Raw genomic sequence first — 15,978 nt, 5'->3', positions numbered from 1 at the left:
ATTGCAATTTTCATGCGCCCTTGATCAACTGGAAATCGTCACTACATTATATTCTAAAAGAAAAACAGAACACAACCGGAGGCCGACCATGCGAAAGATATTTTCAGTCATTCTGATTCTGATCCTGACGTTCGGCTGCAACGGCAATTCCCCTTCCCAGAAAGGAGCAAACACGATGACAGAGCAGAAACGCAGCACCCGGATCGCCACCTTTGCAGGTGGCTGTTTCTGGTGTGTGCAGAGCGATTTTAAAAAGGTGCCCGGTGTGATCCAGGTTGTCTCAGGATATACCGGAGGGTCAGGAGAAAACCCGACCTACGAAACCTACGGCAGAACGGGCCATGTTGAGGCTGTTCAGATCGCCTATGATCCGGAGAAGATCTCCTATGAACAGCTGCTTGATATCTTCTGGCGGCATATCGACCCCACGGATGGAGGAGGACAGTTCGTTGACCGCGGCCCCCATTACCGGAGTGTTATTTTCTATCATGACGAGGATCAGAGGAAGGCGGCAGAACGATCAAAACAGGACCTGGATCAGTCGGTGAAGTTCGCCAGGCCGGTGGCCACAGAGATTCTTCCCGCTACCCGGTTCTACGAAGCGGAGAGCTATCACCAGGACTACGACAGCAAGAACCCGCTGCACTATCAACTCTACCGTTCCGGATCCGGCCGGGACCGGTTTCGGGAAAAAGTCTGGGGCGGGGAAACCGACACGGTTCCCTCGAACAATGGCCGTGCCTGTGTCAAGCCCGGCGAGGCGACCCTGAAAAAGATCCTGACGCCCCTGCAGTACCAGGTCACGCAGCAGGAAGCTACGGAACCTCCCTTTCGTAATGAATACTGGGATAACAAGAGAGAGGGAATCTATGTGGATGTGGTTTCCGGCGAACCGCTGTTCAGTTCCCGGGACAAATATGATTCCGGAACGGGGTGGCCAAGCTTTACCAGACCTCTGGAGCCGGGCAATATCGTGGAGCGGGATGACAACCGCCTCTTTTCCCGGCGCACGGAGGTCCGCAGCCGCCATGGCGATTCCCATCTGGGTCATGTTTTTCCCGATGGACCCGGGCCGACAGGTTTGCGCTACTGCATGAATTCCGCCGCGCTGCGCTTTATCCCCAGAGAGGATCTGGAGAAGGAAGGATACGGAAACTATGTCCGGATTTTCAGCGAAGACTAACCTCTGGATAATTTTGAATCCGCAACGGGCTCATTCGTAAGGATTTTAGAAGTAAAAAATCAGGATAAGACCGATTGCTGAAAACGGCCGTATCCTGTATCTTTATTACTGAACTTTTATTTTCCCAGTGAAGCTCCAGATCCTAAGAGAGATTGCCGGCTCTTGTTCTTTTCGTGCATTCATCTGTCACCCTCTGGCAGAACCGGGAAATCGGAAAGGAGGATGTCGAATTCTTCATAGACCAAGCGGCAGGGAAATCGAAGGGCTTCAAGATGCTGCCGGCAAGGAGACCCATCAGACACCGCCCGGACAGCAATAACTTATCAGGAGGGGAGTATGAGAAAATTCATTGTATTCATTTTTGCAGCAGCCGTTTTATTGATGTCCGCGCCGAACGGGAATGCGCTGTTAACGGTTCCCTATACTGTTGACGCCAACACCGTCGCCCTTTATCACCTCGACTCCGAGACCGGGGGCGTGACTCCCGACAGCGTGGGCAACCATGACGGAGTCCTTTATGGAAACGCACAGATCACCGGTTCCGGAAAATTCGGAAGCGGTCTCGCACTGGACGGCAACGGAGACTACGTCCGCCTCGGCAATGTGCATCAGAATCCTGTGAAGGACTATACACAGGGAAGCGTCGAGGCATGGGTGAATCTGACCGGTTCCCCTTCGTACATGGTGGTGCTGGGCTCCGGCACAGAATATGGGAACAATTGGGACGATGGATGGTTTCTTGGAAGGCATGGGAGTTACTCGGACAAGCTGGTGTTCATGATCTGGAATGGGGGCTGGAATATCGCCAGCAGTGAGATGACCCTGGAAAGCCTGGTGGGCGGATGGCACCATCTCGCGGGAACATGGGGATCGAAGGGTATAGAAGTGTGGGTGGACGGTGTTCTTAAAGGGACCAACCCCACTAACGTGGCGCCCAGCAACCCGAATTATACAACGGCCCTCATCGGGACAGACTCCTGGACATGGGCGACTCCGGGAACGATCGACGAGGTCAGGATCTCCGATATCCAGCGAGACTTCACGGCCACAGCCGTTCCGCTTCCCGCCAGCCTTCTGTTCCTTGCTCCGGGGCTTGCCGTCATTGCCGGACTCAGGAGAAAACTGAAGGCATAAGCAGATACAACCATCGCGTTTACTTCTAGAAATATCGGGCAGGATCCCTTGGCGGTCCTGCCTTTTTTATGCGGCTCTTCCAGCAGGATTGGCCTCTCTTGAGGGATGAAAGAATTGACATTTCCGGCCGCATCTCCTATAGTTCCGCCGACTCTGCGATTGTCCCCGAAAATGCTTCCATCGCTTCCGGGCATCAGATCGTGGAATAACATCAACAATCCGGCTGATTTTTCCGTTTCCGGCAATCCCCTGGAGCGGGTCCGTTCAGCCGGTTACAGGACTGGAGTTATCATGCAGATTCAGGAGGTCTTTTCCCGTTACGCTTCGGAACTGAAACGCGTCGAAGAGGAAATGGAGGCCCATCTTCGTTCCGAAGTATCCGTCATCCCGGAGATCGTCAACCACCTGCTGGGCAGCGGCGGCAAGCGCTTCCGACCCCTGCTGGTTCTGGCAACGGCCGACCTCTTCGGCTACCGGGGCACGCGCTGCTACACCCTTTCCGCCGTCATCGAGTTCATCCATACGGCGAGCCTGTTCCATGACGATGTCATCGACAAGGCGGAGACCCGCCGCGGCAAGGTCTCGGCCAACAATATCTGGGGAAACGCCGCCACGGTCCTGGTGGGCGATTATCTCTATTCGAAGGCCTACCAGCTCATGGCAAAAGACGGAACCATGGAGATCATTCAGCTCATTTCGAACACCTCCAACGTCATGTCGGAAGGGGAGGTCTTTCAGCTGATCAAATGCGGCGAAGCGAACCTTTCCGAAGAGGAGTACCGGAAGATCATCGAGAAAAAGACCTCCATTCTCATCTCGGCGGCCTGCGCCCTGGGCGGCCATCTGGGCGGCGCCGGAACCGAACGGATCGAAGCGCTCAAGCAGTTCGGCCTGCGCCTGGGCTCGGCCTTCCAGATTACGGACGACACCCTGGACTATGTCGCCAGCCAGGATGAATTCGGGAAGGAAATCGGCAAGGACCTCGGCGAGGGGAAGATGACCCTCCCCCTGATCTATACCCTGAAGCGCTGTACACCGGAAGAGCGGAAATTTATCGAAGAGGCCCTGGCGGAAAGAAAAGCAAAGGAAATACCCGTGGCGGAAATCCTGGCCCTGATTTCACGATACGGCGGCATTGCCGACGCCCTTCGCTCGGCGGAAATCCTCATTGACGAGGGAAGGGCGTTTCTGGACGGGATGCCGGAGGGGCCGGCAAAGGAAGCCCTGCTGGCCATTTCCGAATACGTCCTGAAACGGAACCTTTAAGATCCCTTTTATCCTTACAGCACCTCAGGACCTGCATAGCGGCGGCGCAGATGCTCCGGCAATCCCGCCCGGTCCGCCCTTCTTGCCTCGGGCAGAAATTCGAGGATGTCCGAAGCCGTCATTCCATCTTCTCCCCGGCTTTCCGCCGCCAGGTCCCCCGACAGTCCGTGAATGAAAACCCCCTTGCAGACGGCCTCATCCAGGGGAAGCCCCTGACCGTACATGGCCGCGATCGTCCCCGTCAGCACATCCCCGGATCCCGCCGTTGCCATTCCTGCGTTCCCGCTGAGATTCACAGAGACCCGTCCATCGGGCATTCCGATGAGAGAATGGGCCCCTTTGAGAACGATGAGGGCCCGGAGATCGGCCGCCGTCTCCTGCAGAACGCCAATCCGGTTCCGCCGGATATCGGGAATGCCCTTCCCGGAGATTCTCGCCATTTCCCCCAGGTGGGGGGTGAGAATCGTCGGCGCCTTCCGTGCCCGGATTTGTTCGAGGCGGGAAGCAATCGCCGTCAGGCCGTCGCCGTCGATGAGCAGGGGGACAGGAATATCCCGGACCAGCCTCCCGACAAGGGCCTGGGTTTCCCCTTCAAGAGAAAGGCCGGGACCGAGGACGACCATGTCCATCGTGGAGGAAAGGGCAAGCAGGGCCTCGAAGTTCTCCTCCGACAGGCTGCCTGCCGCCGTTTCCCTCTGTGGGACGAAAACGATTTCTCCGCCTCGCTGGGCCATGGCGGGAATCATGGATGCCGGTGCCGCCAAACGGGAATACCCCCCTCCCGCCTTGAGAAAGGACAGGGCGGCAAAGCAGGGCGCCCCGAAATAGTTTGCCGCACCGGCAATAAAAAGGGCCTCCCCCATGCTCCCCTTGTGCGCGTCGGGATCACGCGGCGGAACAGGCGGCGGTGTGTTGATCCGGACGCGGATCGACTCTCCCGTCTGCAGATCCGGGGGAAAGGTGATATGGCAGACATGGAGTTTTCCTCCCCGGGCAAATCCGGGATACAGGAGATTGCCGATTTTCGGAAGCCCGAAGGTTACCGTGTAATCGGCCCGAACGGCGACCCCCAGGATCTCACCCGTATCGCCGTTCACGCCGGAAGGGATATCCAGGCTGAGCACTTTTTTGCCGCTGGCATTGATTCGTTCGATCACCTCTTTAAAGAGCCCCCCGACAGGGCGGTCCAGTCCGGTGCCCAGAATCGCGTCCACAATGCCATGGCAATGGGCGACATCGCCGCGGATCCGCTCCGGGGAATCCAGGCGCACCAGTGACAGGGGCAGCCGCTTTATGATTTCCAGATTGGTCCGGGCCGCTCCTTGAAATTTTTCCGGGTCGGAAAGGAGGAAAACCGTGACGGATCCCCCGTCGGACAGGATTTTCCTGGCCACGACAAAACCGTCGCCCCCGTTGTTTCCTCCGCCGCAGAAAACCGCAAATCTCCTCCCCGGGATTCCGATTTCACGATTTAAAACCGCCGCCGACGCCAATCCCGCATTCTCCATCAGAATTTCTTCCGGAATGGCCAGCTTTTCAATGGCATACCGATCCATGGCGCGCATTTCCCGAACGCTGCATACTCTCATATCGGACTCCTTGGCTTTTCGTTCCGCAATCTCTCTCTTTCTTTATCCTCAAACCGGTGGAGATGGCAAGAAGCGATCTTTGAATTTGTATTTTCCGGGAAAGGTGTGCTAGATTCTGCCTCAGGTGTTCAGGCGCAAGGATCATGCGGTGCGGAGCAACCGTCAAGCCATCGCCCGTTTCCGGACAAAAACGGCAGCCCGGCGTTACCGGACCCAAAACGGATGGGCACAGCCTCTCCGGCTCTGCCCGTAAGCAGGAGACCATCGTTTTTGATGCACATCGCTACCTCCCGAGACGAAGCGCTGGGAATGCTCAGTCTTCTGGCCGCCGTCGCTCTTTTCAGCACCGTGGAAATCGCCAGCAAACTCATTGGACCGCAGGTGGACCCCCTGATCCTGACGTTTCTGCGCTTCTTCCTCACGGGCGCGGTCCTTCTGGTGTGGTCTTTTCCCGTCCTTCGCCTGAGACTCGAACCGCTGGCGGCAGGGGATTACGGGATCTTCTGCCTGAACGGCCTGCTGGGAATCTCCCTGGCCATATCGATGTTTCACACCGCGATCCAGACGATGGACAAAGCCGCCTCCTGTGCGGTCGTCTTCAGCATAAACCCTGTTTTTGTCATGATCCTCGCGCGTTTTGTCAATGGGGAATCCTGGAATCGGCGCAAATGGATCGCCGTGGCCACGGGCGCTGCCGGGGTTTGCCTCTTTGCCGGCGAAACGGGGGCTCTTTCGCTCTCCTCCCTCGTCGGCATCGGTCAAATGCTCCTGTCGGCATTCTTTTTTGCCTTGAGCATCTGCATTTCCCGGCGCGTGGTCGGGCGGTACGGGGCGGTTGTGCTGATGGGGTTTTCCGCGCTTTTCGGAAGCCTGTTTCTTCTGCCCCTGGCCTGGCTGCGCTTTACACCGGACACCCTGACCCGCCTGGGGGATGCCTGGCTGCCCGTGCTTTATCTTGCCCTGCCGGGCACCGCCCTGGCCTACGCTCTTTATTACTTCGGGTTTCTCAATATCCCGGCGCAGAAGGGGTCCATGATGTTTTTCATCAAACCGGCACTGGCCTCGGTGCTGGCCGCCCTGCTGCTCCACGAGGACATCAATGCCTTTATGTTCGCCGGTACGGCCCTGATTCTTTTCGGGCTGGCCTTTTCCCTGGGCGGACCGGAACAGGGGCCATCAACGCAGAGAGCGCTTTGAATATGGAACTGGAACCATCAAGGAGGAAGACCAATGAACAGAGGTAAAAAACTTGGCATCATCGCAGTGGTTGTCGTCGTCCTGTGTGCCGCCCTTTACCTGGGAGGCATGTGGCATGGGAGAAGCCAGGTGAATGCCCAGAAGGAAAAATGCCTTCAGCAGCTGAAGGAAAGCGAGGCCAGACGGATTGCTGCGGAAAACAGCACCCACTTACTCAAGGCCCGGACTGCCCTCTTCCAGACGCTCTTCGACCTCGATCAAAGAAACTTCGGCCTGGCCAACGGCCATCTCCGGGAAGCGGACGCTCCCCTCTCGAAGCTGAACGCCGCAAGCCTGGGGATCGACAAGGCCCATCTGGATGAGTTAAGGCGCGAAATCGCCGGCACCAATATCCAGGTGGCCATCGATCTGGAAGTCCAGCGGAACCTCATCCTGAATTTTGAAAGACGCCTCGACAACCTGATCCCCAAACCAGCCGCCCCGTTCGTCATGCCGCCGCCAATGGCCGCACCACCCCCGCCGACGGCCGCACCGCAGGCGACTCCGGCAACTCCGGAATCAAAATAAAAGGGTAAGCGATGGAGGATTCCCGCAGCAAGGTCATGGACCTGGATGAGGCCGTCCGGACCTTTGTCCGGGACGGCAGCCACATGTCCATCGGCGGATTTTCCATCAGCCGCAATCCCATGGCGGCCGTTTACACGATCATCCGCCAGGGAATCAAAAATCTCCACTTCTATGTCCATTCCAACGGGACCGGAATCGATGAACTGATCGGCGGGGGCTGCATTTCCCGCCTGGAGATCGCCTATGGCGGCAACGGAAAGGCGGCGACCACCTGCATCCGCTTCCGGAAAGCCGTTCAGGAGGGGGAAATCCAGGTGGAGGACTACTCCAACTATCAGATGACCCTGCGTTTCGCCGCCGGTTCCATGGGCGTACCCTTCCTTCCCACCCGCTCTTCCCTGGGCACCGACATCATCAACCGGTGGGGCTTCTCGGAGGAGATGCGGCAGAAGGACCCGAAAATCGCCGGCAAAAAGCTGGTCGTTGTGGACAATCCCTTCGGCTCCTGGGCCGACGCTCCCAGGGTGGTCCTCGTTCCGGCGATCAACCCCGACGTGACGATTCTGCATGTGCAGAAGGCCGACTACCAGGGAACCTGCCGGATCCTGGGGCTTACCTATGCGGATATCGAACAGGCGAAGGCCTCGCGACACGTCATCGTGACCTGCGAAGAGCTGGTTGAACCCGGCGAGCTGAGGGAAAATCCAGGACTGAACCAGATCCCCTTTATTCACGTCAGCGCTGTCTGCCATGTCCCCTACGGCGCCTATCCAACGGCCGTCTATCGCTGCTACGATTATGACCCCGACTATCTCATCGCCTACGCCAAGGCGGCCAGGGATGAGCGGCTCTTCCGAACGTACCAGGATCAGTTCATCTACGGCGTGAGCAATCACGGAGAATTCCTGGAACGGGTCGGCCGGAAAAGGCTGGGGGAAATAAAGGCGGACCCGACTCGGGGCTACGCCACCAACCTGCAGTGGTATGACCGCGGGGAGGCGCCATGAACGGCACCTCACCGGAAATCATGACGATCATGGCCGCCAGGGAAATCCACAACGGCGACATCGTGTTCTGCGGAACGGGCATCTCCATGCTCGCCGCCATGGCGGCAAAGAACATCTCCGCCCCGGACAGCGTGATTTTCTTCGAATCCGGGGCGGTCGACGCCCTTCTGGAAGATCTTCCCTGGGCGGTGTCCGATTCCCGGGTCATGTGGGGAGCAAACTCCACCGGGGGGCTGATGGACGCCTTTGCCACCATGCAGAACAGGATTACCGGGAACCGCGTCATTGCCATCCTGGGCGCCGCCCAGATTGACATATACGGCAATCTGAACACCACAGCCATCGGCGACTACTCCAAGCCGAACACCCGCTTTGCAGGAAGCGGGGGCGGCTGCGACGTGGCCTCCTTCGTTCCCCGCTGCATCGTCTTCATGCACCACGAGAGGCGAAAGTTCGTTCGGAAACTGGACTATCTCACGAGCCCGGGAAATCTGGACGGCCCCGGAGCCCGCCGGCGGGCGGGCCTGCCGCCGGGCGGCATCACCTGCGTCGTCACCAATATGGCGGTGATGCGGTTCGATGAGGACACGAAGGAAATGTATCTGGACCGGTTCTATCCGGGCATCACGCCTCAGCAGGTCCTGGAGCACATGGAATTTGCCGTCGATATTTCCCGCGCACGGCCCGCCGATCCTCCGACGGAAGAAGAGCTGCGGATACTGCGGGGAAAATGCGATCCCCGGCGGATGCAGCTTTAAAAACCCCGTGGGGCATTCCGTCGGAGGGGCCATACCGGCCGTGCATGGCGATCAGAGCGAGAGATACCCGTCCGGTGCCAGGCTGGTTGCCAGCATGACCATATTGATGTCGCGATGCGCCAGCCATCCGCCGGTATTCCTGTGTTCGGGCATGAGCCAGTATTCCTCGATCACATCACTCAGCGGGGCATATTTGATCAGGTCTCGGGCCTGAGCATGGAGGGATCGTGTTCTCTCCGAATCTTCCGGGGCTTGCTCGAAGAGCTTCAGCAGTTTCCCCATGGCGCGGATCCCGATGGACAGCCCCAGTTCCCGGAAGGCAAGCCGGTATTGGGCGGGAAGCCGGAAAAAACTCCTCCCCTCGAACGATTCGAGGCTCGACCTCGAGGATTTCAGCAGGACCTCGAGAACGTCTTCATAGGGCAATCCCTCGTGGAGGATCAATTGAGCCAGCTTGCAGGCAAAGCTCAAGAGCTCGCCGATACCGAGGGGGTCATCGGTGGTCCAGTCCTTTCCACGGCAAAGATGAACCGTGTCTTCCACTTCCGCGTCAAGGACGGACCCGGCTGCTGGGTTGAAATGCTTCGCCGCCGTTTGCAGCTGGAGGTAGGTGACGAGTCCGTCGAGAGGATCGTGGTGCCCCATGGACGATACAAGGGGACAGGAAAGGTCTATGCTCATTTTCCAGTACATCCCTTTCCGGTTCCCTGACGGCAGGACATAGACAAACCGGGCATGGACCGCCTTTGCAAGTTCAATCGCCCAGCGGTTGTAGACGGCCTCCCCGCGGACGCGGCTCACACGATTGAGGGCGTGCATCCACTTCGTCAGATAGTGGTAGTATTGTCCATCCCGATCCCATTCCAGCTCTTCGTTATACGGTTCATCGAATCGGCGTTCGTTCATCTCCTTGCCGATTCTCAACCCGCCTGCGGTGGGATGGATCGCGCCATGCTCGTCATCAAGACCGCTGATCCAGCCGGTTCGCCTGTCATCGCCACGGTGCCGTCCGAGGATGTCATGGACCTGGCCGACCAGTTCCAATGCAAGCTGTTCAAAGCGCTTCTCCCCCGTCCTCCCGTAAAGCTCCAGAAAATTGCAGACGGCAAAGGCGTCCGTCCACAGATAACGCCGCGGCGCTCTCCCTTGCGGCTGCAGACCGGTCAGATCGGCGAAATCCAGCATGAGATTCTGAACCATGGACGTTAAGTCCTCCGGTTGCATCTTTTCCATATGAACTCCTCGAAGAGGGGATCCGTTTCCCTTCGCACACAGGAAACGGCCTCTCTTGAGTTACTCTTCCGCATGGTCGGAAGTCCATAAGCAGGGAGACTGGTGAAAAGCCCCGGAATCGATTTTACAGGTGCCGGAGGCCGTCACGATGAATTTCTGAGCTTGTCCTGGAATGGGCGCGGGAGAACGGCCGCAGAAAGAAGCACCCATCGAGACCTGCCGGCTGGACGGGCCGGTCCGCTACTCTCGGAGCCAGGCCATCATGTCCGCCGGATCCGTTGTTGGCTGCCGGCAGGAAAAATTCCGGCAGACATAGGCCGCCGCCCTGCCGTTGACCGGGGTCATGCCCCTGGCAAACTCCGGGATTCCGGAATGCTCCCCCTTTTCTACCCCGCCGGGGGACAGGAGAACCACCGTGCGTGGCAGAAAAGCCCGGCGAAGCTCCCGCAGCATCCCGCGAGTATCCTCCCCGTCAGCGTTTCCGGCAATGACGACCTCGGCCGAGGGGCCGGCCAGGTAATCCAGGGCGACCAGAAACTGGGTGTGGCCCGCGGGCAGAGAGCTGATATGGGCGGCAAAGGCCTTCCCCGTCGCCACGGCCCGCTCCTCCAGATCCACCCGGCCCGTCAGGCGGGCCAGGCGCAGCAGATTGAGCATGGCCACGGCATTTCCCGAGGGGATGGCGCCGTCGTAGCTCTCCTTCTGGCGGATCAGCAGAGGTTCACCGTCTTCGGGCGTAAAATAATATCCGCCGGATTCCCGGTCCCAGAACGAGGCATTTTGCTCTTCCTGCAGGGAAAGGGCAACCTGGAGAAGCTCTCCGTCAAAGACGGCCTCGTAGGCTTCGATCAGCCCCCAGATCACAAAGGCATAATCATCGACGCTGGCCGGCATGGCGGCCTCACCGTCCCGCCAGCGGTGAAGCAGTCGCCCCCGGGCATCCCGGAGGTTCCCGAGAATGAAGGAGACGGCATCCCCGGCCGCCTGCAGGAACAGGGGGTCTTCAAAGACGAAAGCCGCCCGGGCCATCGCGGCAATCATCAATCCATTCCAGTCCGTCAGGATCTTGTCGTCCCGAAGGGGGCGAATCCGCTGCAGCCTCCGCCGATAAAGCTTTTCCCGCGCGGATTCCATGAGCAACGAAAGGCGCTCCTCCGGGACATTCAACATCTCCGCCAGGCCCTTTCGCGGGTATGGGCAGTGCAGGACCTGCGCTCTGCCGCCCGCCTGAAGATCGTAAGCCCGGATCAGGAGGTCCGCTTCCTCCGGCGCCAGGACCTGCCGAAGCTCTTCCACCTTCCAGAGATAAAAGGCCCCCTCCTCCCCGGCGGTGTCGGCATCCTCCGCCGCATAGAAGCCGCCCCCCGGAGCGGTCATGTCCCTCAGCACGTACGTCAGAATTTCCCGCGCCGTTCTCTCATAGAACGCCCGGCCCGTGGCCGAAAAGGCCTCGGTATAGGCCAGGGCCATCAGGGCCTGATCGTAGAGCATCTTCTCGAAATGAGGCATCCGCCACTGGGCATCGGTGCTGTAGCGGTGGAAGCCGAAACCGACCGAATCGTAGATTCCCCCCTGCCGCATCGCCTCCAGGGTCTTCTCCACCATGGCCAAGGGCGGGGACTCGCCGGTCCTGTCCGCGTAACGCAGGAGGAAGAAGAGATGCTCCGCCATGGGAAACTTGGGGGCGCTGCCGAATCCGCCGTAACGCTCATCGAAGCGGCGGCGCAGATCGTCATAAGCATCCCGCAGCACCGCATCGGGAGGAATCTCCCCGCTTCCGCCCGGATCCATCCGCTGCAAAACCCCTTCAATCTCCTCGACGGAATCAAGGACCTTCTCCCGCTCCCTGCGCCAGACCTCGCCGAGCCCGGGGATCAGCGCAAGCATCCCCGCCATCCCCGGGCGGCCTTCCCGGGGGATGTAGGTCGCGGCGTAGAAGGGACGGCGATCGGGCGTCAACATGATCGTCAAGGGCCACCCGCCGCCGCCGGTCAACACCTGGCAGACGGTCATATACAGCTTGTCGATATCGGGACGCTCCTCCCGGTCCACCTTGATGGAGACAAAATTCTCATTGAGCAGCCGGGCGACCTCCTCGTTCTCGAAAGACTCATGGGCCATCACGTGGCACCAGTGGCAGGTGGAATAGCCGATGGACAGGAAAACCGGTTTATCCTCCAGCCGGGCTTTTTCAAAGGCCTCCTCGCCCCAGGGGTACCAGTCTACGGGATTGGCGGCATGCTGCAGCAGGTATGGACTTTTCTCAAATTGCAGGCGGTTTCGGAAGGAACCTTCCCGGGAAGAGTGCTCCACCATGGTCTTTCTCCTTTTTCAGGGGCAGGGGGCCCGCCCCCCGTCACGAGGGGACGGCGGCATGCAGGAGTGCTCTGGCCGCCGCCATCACGTTGTCCACCGTCAGGCCGAACTTCTCAGCAAGGACGTTGGCCGGGGCGCTGGCTCCGAAGCCATCCATTCCGATGACCGTTCCGTCCAGCCCGACATAGCGCTCCCAGCCCAGCTTGATGCCCGCTTCCACGGCGACCCGCAAACGAAGGGTCGGCGGCAGAACGGCCTCTCGGTAGGCAACCGGTTGGCGGTCAAAAAGTTCCCAGCTGGGGAGTGAGACCACCCGCACGGCAACGCCGTCGGCTGCCAGCCGCCTGCCGGCCTCCAGGACCAGAGGAACTTCGGATCCCGTTCCGATAAGAATGATCTCCGGGGCTCCCTCTCCGGATTCCCAGAGGATATAACCGCCCTTCTGCAATCCCGTTGCAGGGGCCAGGGTTTCCCTGTCCAGGACAGGCAGATTCTGCCGTGAAAAGATCAGGGCCGTCGGCCCCTTTGAATTCAGGAGCGCCTCCCGCCAGGCTTCCACGGTTTCGTGGGCATCGGCGGGACGGATGACGGTGAGGTTGGGAACGGCCCGCAGGTTCATGACCTGCTCGATGGGCTGGTGCGTCGGTCCATCCTCGCCCAGGCCTATGCTGTCGTGAGTAAAGACATAGAGGACCCTCAGGCCCATGAGGGCTGAAAGGCGCATGGGCGGCCGCATGTAATCGGCAAAGGTGAGAAAGGTGCCCGTATAGGGAAGGACTCCCCCATGGAGGGCCATTCCGACGGCGATGGCCCCCATGGCGTGCTCGCGGACTCCGTAATGGACATTGCGGCCTTCATAGCCCCACGATCCGCCGACCCGGCCCTGCAACCCCGCCGGGGAGAATCCGGGACTCTGGAAATCCCCCATCCCCTTGAGCCAGGTAAAGCAGGACGGATTGAGATCCGCCGATCCGCCCATCAGCTCCGGAACGCACGGGGCAAGGGCCTGCATCACCGTTTCACCGGCCTTGCGGGTCGCCACATCGGCGGCTCCGCCCTGGTAGACGGGCAGCGCCTTTTCCCAGTCGTCCGGCAGCCGTCCGTCCATCACCCTCTGCAGCTCCGCCGCGAGCTCCGGATACTGCCGGCCGTAGCGCTCAAACGCCGAAAGCCACTGCTCATCACGGACCTTGCCACGGTCGGCGGCCTGGCGGTAAAAATCCGAAACGTCTTCAGGCACGAAGAAGGCGGGCTCCAGCGGCCAGCTCAGATTTTTCTTGGCGGCGTCGAGTTCATCCCGGCCGAGGGGGGAACCGTGTGAATCCGCCGTCCCCTGCTTATGGGGAGCGCCGTACCCGATGGTCGTCTGCACAAACAGGATCGAAGGCCTGGACAATTCCGCCCGCGCCTGACGAAGGGCCTCATCGATGGCCGCCGGCCGGTTGCCCTCGGGAACCCTCAGAACCTGCCAGCCGTAAGCTTCATAGCGTTTACCCACATCTTCCGTAAAAGCCAGGCCCGTTGAACCGGCAAGAGAAATGCGGTTGTCATCATAGATCACGATGAGTTTTCCCAGCCCCAGGTGCCCCGCCAGGGAGCTGGCCTCGGCCGTTACCCCCTCCATGAGGTCGCCGTCGCTGGCCATGACATAGGTGAAGTGGTTGATGATCTCGTTGTCGGGGCGGTTGAATCGGGCGGAAAGATGGGCTTCGGCGATCGCCATGCCCACGGCGTTGCTCAGGCCCTGCCCGAGGGGACCCGTGGTCACCTCGATGCCCGGCGCGCAGTGATACTCAGGATGACCCGGTGTTCGGCTTTCCCATTGGCGGAAGGCCTTCAGATCGTCCAGGGAAAGGTCGTATCCCGTCAGATGGAGCATGACGTAAAGAAGCATGGAGGCGTGCCCCGCGGAAAGGACAAAGCGGTCCCGATCGATCCACAGCGGATTCGAAGGATTGTGCTTCAGGTGGCAGGCCCACAGCGTATGGGCGGCGGCGGCGGCTCCCATGGGCATGCCGGGGTGCCCTGATTTCGCCTTTTCCACGGCATCGGCGGCTAAAAAACGAATGGTGTTGATGCATCTTTCTTCCAATTCGGCTGGTCCAGACATGAGGTTTTCTATCTCCTTAAGACATTCCCAATCGCATCATGGCGATTCCGGATCCGAAGCAGCCCTTTTGCCGGCATCCCTGTCAGCTCCTCGCGCATGTCGTCAGCATGCCTGCATCGCCTCTGTTCAGCCGCCCGGCGATTCCCCCTGTTCGGTCTGTTCGGAAACCGGAATGACGAATTTCCTCGATCCTTGAATGTTATTTTCTGCGCTTATACTCCAACCCCGGCTCTTAGACAAGCACATTAGTTCCCGGCCCCTGAAGCGCATTCAAAGATCGGAAATCATGAAACAAAGAACGGATTTCCAAGAAGCCGTCCCACCGCGGCGGGAAAAATCAGGAGGGGATGGAGGGGGGAACAGGTTTCGAACCTGACGGCGCAGCCGAGAAGGGAAAGAAGGCCGAGCGAAGCCCCGGCTCTAAAGGCTGCCGCTCCCGGCGGCCATCCGGAGAAGAGCCCCGTTTATTTTCCGGCGAGTTCCCCGTCCAGCCAGGCCAGGTAGGATTCACTGCCGGCAATAATCGGCGTCACAATCACTTCCGGCACCGAATAGGACGAAAGGGAGGCAATGACCCTGTCGGCAGCTTCACAGAGATCCTCCCTTGTCTTCGCGCAAAGCCGCCATTCTCTGGCGGTTTCAACGTTTCCCTGCCAGCGGTAGATGCTGGTAATGGGCGAAATCTGGACACAGCCCGCCAGCCTCTGTTCTACCAGAACCCTGGCGATTTTCTCCGCATCCTCTTCCCGATCCACCGTGGTCGACACCTGCACATAATTCTCCATTCTTCTATTTCCTCTTAACGGTTCTTTTCTCAAGCACACCAAGGTTTCTACCCCCGGGGAGAGGCCTCCCGCACGATCTCGTACATCATAATGGCTGCGGCCTGGGGAAGGCTGAGCGATTCGCCGGCGCCCTTCCGGGGGATGTGCCACTGTTCGTCGGTCATCCGCAGCAGGGAATCGGGCAGGCCATGGCTCTCGCTTCCCAGGAGCAGCGCCGCCTTCCCCCCACAGGGATGGGGAAGCGTTCCCGCTCTGGCTGAGCTTCCCGCCACCAGGAACTCCTCTTTCAGCATCGGGATCAGCTCCTGCAGATTGACACCGGCGACGAAGGGAAGCGAGAAAAGGCTTCCCATGGAGGCTCGGATCGCCTTGGGATTGAAGGGATCCACCGAACCCTGGCCCAGGATCATGCCCGAAAAACCGAACCAGGAAGCCGAGCGCGCAAGCGCCCCCAGGTTCCCGGGATTGCGTATTTCGTGAAGCAGCAGCAGCGGCCCCTCGTCCGCTCCGGCCGTCATGTCCGCGAGCGTCGGCTTGGGGGGGATGCGGCCCACAGCCATGATCCCTTCCGGAGAGACATCCTGGGTCAGACCCGTCCACTCCCCTGCGGTCAATCCGTAGCACGGCAGAGAAGCCGGCAGCCGATCGAGGAACGCCGCCCGCTTCTCCTTCCCGCCTTCCAGGGTCAGCAAAGCCTGAACTTCCCAATCGCTTTCAAGAAGGGCTTGAACGACTTTGAGCCCTTCCGCCAGGAAAAGGCCCGCTTCCTCTCGGATTTTCGACCTGCCCAGCCGGTTCCACAGCCGGAGCTGCGCCTTCGAGGGATACAGCAT

At 59.7% G+C, this 15,978-nt stretch carries 13 protein-coding genes; 7 read left to right on the top strand and 6 right to left on the bottom strand.

The features are described 5' to 3' along the window. Window positions 1-88: 88 nt before the first annotated feature. The 3 genes from msrB (at window position 89) to ACJ77P_RS02135 (ending at window position 3,583) form a co-directional block, all read left to right on the top strand. On the top strand, window positions 89-1,183 hold the full coding sequence (msrB, locus tag ACJ77P_RS02145) for a peptide-methionine (R)-S-oxide reductase MsrB (protein ID WP_367360720.1): 1,095 nt from the start codon (window positions 89-91) through the stop codon (window positions 1,181-1,183). A 336-nt stretch (window positions 1,184-1,519) separates the two neighbouring features. Next, the gene (locus ACJ77P_RS02140; protein WP_367360721.1) at window positions 1,520-2,317 is read left to right on the top strand and encodes a LamG-like jellyroll fold domain-containing protein; all 798 of its coding nucleotides are present in this window, start codon (window positions 1,520-1,522) and stop codon (window positions 2,315-2,317) included. A 291-nt stretch (window positions 2,318-2,608) separates the two neighbouring features. After that, the gene (locus ACJ77P_RS02135) at window positions 2,609-3,583 is read left to right on the top strand and encodes a polyprenyl synthetase family protein (RefSeq protein ID WP_367360722.1); all 975 of its coding nucleotides are present in this window, start codon (window positions 2,609-2,611) and stop codon (window positions 3,581-3,583) included. Window positions 3,584-3,597: 14 nt separating this feature from the next. Here ACJ77P_RS02135 and ACJ77P_RS02130 read toward each other — a convergent pair whose 3' ends face one another. Further along, window positions 3,598-5,172: an NAD(P)H-hydrate dehydratase gene (locus ACJ77P_RS02130; protein WP_367360723.1), complete on the bottom strand. Its 1,575-nt coding sequence runs from the start codon at window positions 5,170-5,172 to the stop codon at window positions 3,598-3,600. 273 nt (window positions 5,173-5,445) lie between these two features. Between ACJ77P_RS02130 and ACJ77P_RS02125 the strand changes: the two genes are divergently transcribed. Genes ACJ77P_RS02125 through ACJ77P_RS02110 form a run of 4 tightly spaced genes read left to right on the top strand, consistent with a single transcriptional unit; the run spans window position 5,446 to window position 8,701 of the window. After that, entirely contained in the window at window positions 5,446-6,369 is a 924-nt protein-coding gene (locus tag ACJ77P_RS02125) for a DMT family transporter (RefSeq protein WP_367360724.1), read from the top strand. 33 nt (window positions 6,370-6,402) lie between these two features. Beyond that, window positions 6,403-6,936, top strand: coding sequence for a hypothetical protein (locus ACJ77P_RS02120; RefSeq protein ID WP_367360725.1), 534 nt, complete (start codon window positions 6,403-6,405; stop codon window positions 6,934-6,936). An 11-nt stretch (window positions 6,937-6,947) separates the two neighbouring features. Next, window positions 6,948-7,943 carry a CoA transferase subunit A gene (locus ACJ77P_RS02115; protein WP_367360726.1) on the top strand — a complete coding sequence of 332 codons (996 nt, stop codon included), beginning with the start codon at window positions 6,948-6,950 and terminating at the stop codon, window positions 7,941-7,943. Beyond that, window positions 7,940-8,701 (top strand): CoA-transferase subunit beta, encoded by a 762-nt coding sequence (locus ACJ77P_RS02110; RefSeq protein WP_367360727.1) that lies wholly within the window; start codon window positions 7,940-7,942, stop codon window positions 8,699-8,701. The genes ACJ77P_RS02115 and ACJ77P_RS02110 overlap by 4 nt, the downstream gene beginning before the upstream one ends. A 51-nt stretch (window positions 8,702-8,752) precedes the next feature. On the opposite strand, the gene ACJ77P_RS02105 is transcribed toward ACJ77P_RS02110, so the two are convergent. The 5 genes from ACJ77P_RS02105 to ACJ77P_RS02085 form a co-directional block, all read right to left on the bottom strand. After that, the gene (locus ACJ77P_RS02105) at window positions 8,753-9,934 is read right to left on the bottom strand and encodes a hypothetical protein (RefSeq protein WP_367360728.1); all 1,182 of its coding nucleotides are present in this window, start codon (window positions 9,932-9,934) and stop codon (window positions 8,753-8,755) included. A 240-nt stretch (window positions 9,935-10,174) separates the two neighbouring features. Beyond that, window positions 10,175-12,250 (bottom strand): thioredoxin domain-containing protein, encoded by a 2,076-nt coding sequence (locus tag ACJ77P_RS02100; protein WP_367360729.1) that lies wholly within the window; start codon window positions 12,248-12,250, stop codon window positions 10,175-10,177. A 40-nt stretch (window positions 12,251-12,290) separates the two neighbouring features. After that, a complete protein-coding gene (gene tkt / locus ACJ77P_RS02095) occupies window positions 12,291-14,360 on the bottom strand; it encodes a transketolase (RefSeq protein ID WP_367360730.1) in 2,070 nt (689 codons plus the stop codon). Window positions 14,361-14,824: 464 nt separating this feature from the next. Continuing rightward, window positions 14,825-15,145 (bottom strand): divalent-cation tolerance protein CutA, encoded by a 321-nt coding sequence (cutA, locus tag ACJ77P_RS02090; RefSeq protein WP_367360731.1) that lies wholly within the window; start codon window positions 15,143-15,145, stop codon window positions 14,825-14,827. 47 nt (window positions 15,146-15,192) lie between these two features. Next, the gene (locus tag ACJ77P_RS02085; RefSeq protein ID WP_408998877.1) at window positions 15,193-15,978 is read right to left on the bottom strand and encodes a TrmH family RNA methyltransferase; all 786 of its coding nucleotides are present in this window, start codon (window positions 15,976-15,978) and stop codon (window positions 15,193-15,195) included.

The organism is Syntrophus buswellii, from assembly GCF_046097065.1.
Lineage (GTDB): Bacteria > Desulfobacterota > Syntrophia > Syntrophales > Syntrophaceae > Syntrophus > Syntrophus buswellii.
The sequence above is the reverse complement of the archived record's forward strand: the minus strand, read 5'-3'. Positions and strand labels throughout refer to the sequence as shown.

Coding starts and splice junctions, on each gene's coding strand:
- ACJ77P_RS02130 (WP_367360723.1), bottom strand. CDS start 5,172: ATGAGAGTATGCAGCGTTCGGGAAATGCGCGCCATGGATCGGTATGCC.
- ACJ77P_RS02125 (WP_367360724.1), top strand. CDS start 5,446: ATGCACATCGCTACCTCCCGAGACGAAGCGCTGGGAATGCTCAGTCTT.
- msrB (WP_367360720.1), top strand. CDS start 89: ATGCGAAAGATATTTTCAGTCATTCTGATTCTGATCCTGACGTTCGGC.
- ACJ77P_RS02100 (WP_367360729.1), bottom strand. CDS start 12,250: ATGGTGGAGCACTCTTCCCGGGAAGGTTCCTTCCGAAACCGCCTGCAA.
- ACJ77P_RS02135 (WP_367360722.1), top strand. CDS start 2,609: ATGCAGATTCAGGAGGTCTTTTCCCGTTACGCTTCGGAACTGAAACGC.
- ACJ77P_RS02115 (WP_367360726.1), top strand. CDS start 6,948: ATGGAGGATTCCCGCAGCAAGGTCATGGACCTGGATGAGGCCGTCCGG.
- ACJ77P_RS02120 (WP_367360725.1), top strand. CDS start 6,403: ATGAACAGAGGTAAAAAACTTGGCATCATCGCAGTGGTTGTCGTCGTC.
- ACJ77P_RS02085 (WP_408998877.1), bottom strand. CDS start 15,978: ATGCTGTATCCCTCGAAGGCGCAGCTCCGGCTGTGGAACCGGCTGGGC.
- ACJ77P_RS02105 (WP_367360728.1), bottom strand. CDS start 9,934: ATGGAAAAGATGCAACCGGAGGACTTAACGTCCATGGTTCAGAATCTC.
- ACJ77P_RS02140 (WP_367360721.1), top strand. CDS start 1,520: ATGAGAAAATTCATTGTATTCATTTTTGCAGCAGCCGTTTTATTGATG.
- ACJ77P_RS02110 (WP_367360727.1), top strand. CDS start 7,940: ATGAACGGCACCTCACCGGAAATCATGACGATCATGGCCGCCAGGGAA.
- tkt (WP_367360730.1), bottom strand. CDS start 14,360: ATGTCTGGACCAGCCGAATTGGAAGAAAGATGCATCAACACCATTCGT.
- cutA (WP_367360731.1), bottom strand. CDS start 15,145: ATGGAGAATTATGTGCAGGTGTCGACCACGGTGGATCGGGAAGAGGAT.